We start from the raw sequence: 3,720 nt of genomic DNA, 5'->3' as shown, positions 1-3,720 counted from the left end.
GCCCGCCGACAGCCGGCCGAAGTGGCTGTGGCTGATCGAGGCGATGCGCAGGGCCATGAAGATCGCCACCCCGTACAGGAACAGCACGCTGAAGCAGCCGATGAAGCCGAACTCCTCGGCCAGGGTGGCGAAGATGAAGTCGGTCTGCTTCTCGGGCAGGAAGTTCAGCTGGCTCTGCGACCCCAGGCCGAAGCCCTTGCCCATCAGCCCGCCGGAGCCCAGGGCGATCTTCGACTGCATGATGTGGTAGCCGTTGCCCGACGGGTCCTTCTCCGGGTCCATGAAGGTCAGGATCCGGTTGCGCTGGTAGTCGTGCAGCACGAAGAAGATGAATGGCGGCAGGGCCGCCAGCACCCCGACGATGCCGATGATGATCAGGCGCAGCGACAGCCCGGCCAGCACCATCACCGCGATGCCCGGCGCGGCGATCAGCACCGCCGTCCCCAGGTCGGGCTGGTGGGCGACCAGCAGGGTCGGGGCGCCGATCAGGGTGGCGGGGATCAGCAGCTTCCACGACAGCCGGGCGCTGTCGGCCGACAGGCCGTGATAGTAGCGGGCCAGGGCCAGGACGACGCCGATCTTCATGATCTCGGACGGCTGGAAGCGGAAGCCGCCGATCGACAACCAACGCTGGGCGCCCAGCGAGACGTCGCCGATCGCCTCGACCAGCACCAGCAGGATCAGCCCCACCCCGTAGACCGGATAGGCCAGGCTGAACCACACCCGCAGGTCGATCATCGCCAGGCCGATCATCAGCACGAAATAGATGCCGAAGCGGATCAGGTGCTTGGCGGCCCACGGCTCCCACGAGGCGCCGGCGATCGAGAACAGCATCATGCTGCCGGTGCCGGCGATCAGGCACAGGACCAGACACAGGGTCCAGTCGATCTCCATGAACTTGATGATCGGCCGGTCGCGTTCGCCGGGCCGGCTGAGGCCGCCGCTGAGGGTCATTGGGGAGCTCCGGGCGCGGGCGTCGGCGTGGGCGGCGGCGGCGCGCCTTCGATCGGGTCTTCGGGGGCCGCGCCCTCGACGGCGCCGTCGGGACCGGTCTCGACCGGCGCCTCGGGCATCGGCATGGGACGCTCGATGCGGGCGCGGATCTCCGGATCCTTCAGCAGCGCCACGCGCATGACCTCGCGGGCCCGCGGGGCGCCGGCCGTGGCCCCGCCCAGGCCGCCGTGCTCGATGATCACGGCGACGGCGTAGCGGGGGTCGTCATAGGGGGCGAAGGCCACGAACAGGTTGTGGTCCTTGAGCCGCCAGGCGACGCTGTCGCTCTTGCGGTTGGCGACCTTGTCGTAGCTGCGCACCTGGGCCGTGCCGGTCTTGCCGGCCATCTTGACGTCGCCCAGGCCCAGCTGGCTCTGGCGATAGGCGGTGCCGCGCACGTCGTTGGCCACCGCCTCCATGCCGCCGCGCACATAGGCCAGGTGCTCCATCGAGAACGGCAGGTCGGGCACCGCCGCGCCGCTGGGCTGCTCCACCCCGCCGACCGACTTGATCAGTCGCGGATTGAGCGCCTTCTTGCCGTTGGCCAGGCGCGCGGTCATCACCGCCAGCTGCAGGGCGTTGACGTTCAACGCCCCCTGCCCGATGCCGTAGCTGGGGGTCTCGCCGGGAAACCAGATCTGGTTGGCGGGGTTCTTCTTGAAGGCGGCCTTCTTCCAGGCCCGGTCGGGGACCAGGCCCTTCTTCTGGCCGGGGATGCCGATGTCGAAGATCTCGCCGAAACCCATGGCCCGGGCGGCCGTGGCGATGGCGTCCGGCCCGATCTTCAGGGCGGTCTGGTAGAAGTAGATGTCGCACGAGTTCTTGATGGCCTCGTGCATGTTCTGCGAGCCGTGGCCGTTCTTCTGCCAGCACCGCCACGTGCGGTTGCCGTAGTACCAGCTGCCGCCGCAGCTCACCCGCACCTCGGGGTCGATCCCGGCGCTCAGGGCGGCCAGGCCGACGGTCGGCTTGAAGGTCGAGCCCGGCGGATAGGTGCCGCTCAGCGCCTTGTCCAGCAACGGCTTGCGCTCGTACTCGGCCAGGGCCTTGTACTCGGGCCCCGACAGGCCCTTCACGAAGCGGTTGGCGTCGAAGCTGGGGGCCGAGACCATGGCCAGCAGGTCGCCGTTGCGGATGTCCATGACGACGATGGCGCCGCTCTCGTCGCCCATCACCTCCAGGGCGCGGTTCTGGATGTCGGCGTCCAGGGTCAGCCGCACTTCCTTGCCGGCGGTCGGCGGGATGTCGCCCTCGGGGTCGAGGCGCACCACCCGGCCCTGGGCGTCGACCTCGGCCTTGGTGGCGCCCGGGCGGCCGCGCAGCTCGCGGTCCAGGGCCTTCTCCACCCCCTGCTTGCCGATCCGGAAGCCCGGATGGTGCAGCAGGTCCTGGTCGGGCTCGTCCTTGGCCTTCTCCAGATCGCGGTCCGAGACCTTGGCCACGTAGCCGATGACGTGGGCGAAGGCCCCGCCGAACGGATAGACCCGCACCTCGCCCATGTCGGCGGTGACGCCGGGCAGTTCCGGGGCGCGGATGTTGACGCGGGAGAACTCCTCCCAGGTCATGTCCTCCATCACCGCCACCGGGGCCTTCTTCGGCGCGCGGGCGATGTCCTTGAGCAGCCGGGCGCGGCGCGAGCCGTCGATCGGCACCAGCAGGGCCAGGTCGTCCAGGGTCGCCTCGACGTCGAAGTCCTTGGACTCCTTGGTGACCAGCAGCCGGAAATTGGGCCGGTTCGAGGCCAGGGCCACGCCGTTGCGGTCGAGGATCAGGCCGCGCGGCGGCGGCACCAGGCGGTAGTTGAACTGGTTGCCGGCCGAAAGCTTCTGGTAGCGCTGGGCCTCGACCAGCTGCAGCTGGGCCAGGCGGCCGCCCAGGGCCAGCAGCCCGCCGCCCGCCAGGCCGCCCATCAGGAACGCGCGACGGTGGAAGACCCCCTGCCGCTCGTTGACCTCGAAGAAGAAGATTGACGGTTCGCTCATGGCGTCACCGGAACCGGACGTCCGCGTCCTCGAACCGGTCGATCAGCCGGTGGGCGAACGGGAACAACAGGGCGGTGACCAGGAACTGCCAGAACACCGCCAGGAGGCTGGGCATGGCCAGGCTATCGAGCATGGTGAACAGGAAGCCGGCGATCATCGCCACCCCGGTCACGCCGCTGAACCAGGCCCACATGATCGGCCGGCTCTGGCCGGTCATCATGTTGCGGCCGGCCAGGGCCGTGGCGTAGGCGACCAGCAGCGACAGGCCCCACAGGCCGGTCGCCCCGCCCCAGAACACGTCGAGGAACAGGCCCAGGAACAGCAGGGCGAAGGGGGCCAGGATCGACGGCCGGATCAGCGCCCAGGCGAAGGCCGGGACCATGGCGAACACCGGCTCGGGCAATTGCAGGCCGTAGATGCGGATGGGCGCGGCGAAGACCACGGTCGCCAGGACGCTGATCAGCAGCGGCACGCCCAGCCAGCGGCCGGGATGCAGAGGCCGGGCGCCGCCCATGCTCATACGCCGCCTCCAGGCGGTTGCGGCGCGGTCGGGACCGTCGGGCGCGGCGTGGCCGGCCTGGGTTGCGCGGTCGCGGGCCTGGGCGTGACGGGTTTCGGCGCGGGGGTGGTCGTGGCGGGTTTCGGCGCGGGGGTGGTCGCGGCGGGGACAGCGGGCTTGGGCGCGGCCATCGCCGGCGCGGTCGTCGGCGTGGCGGCGGCGGGCGGCGGCGGCCTGGCCCCGGCG

Annotated in this window: 3 protein-coding genes; all 3 read right to left on the bottom strand. The window is 70.5% G+C overall.

What is annotated here, in order from left to right; genetic code table 11:
- On the bottom strand, nt 1–954 hold a 954-nt coding region (locus tag PMI01_RS02255; protein ID WP_007662445.1), incomplete at its 3' end, for an FtsW/RodA/SpoVE family cell cycle protein.
- Entirely contained in the window at nt 951–2,975 is a 2,025-nt protein-coding gene (mrdA, locus tag PMI01_RS02250; protein WP_007662443.1) for a penicillin-binding protein 2, read from the bottom strand. The genes PMI01_RS02255 and mrdA, both read right to left, overlap by 4 nt.
- Before the next feature lie 4 nt (nt 2,976–2,979).
- Complete coding sequence (locus PMI01_RS02245; RefSeq protein ID WP_007662441.1) at nt 2,980–3,495, bottom strand: hypothetical protein; 516 nt, start codon at nt 3,493–3,495, stop codon at nt 2,980–2,982.
- Between the last annotated feature and the right edge of the window lie 225 nt (nt 3,496–3,720).

Source organism: Caulobacter sp. AP07 (assembly GCF_000281955.1).
In the GTDB taxonomy this organism is placed as follows: Bacteria; Pseudomonadota; Alphaproteobacteria; order Caulobacterales; family Caulobacteraceae; genus Caulobacter.
The sequence above is the reverse complement of the archived record's forward strand: the minus strand, read 5'-3'. Positions and strand labels throughout refer to the sequence as shown.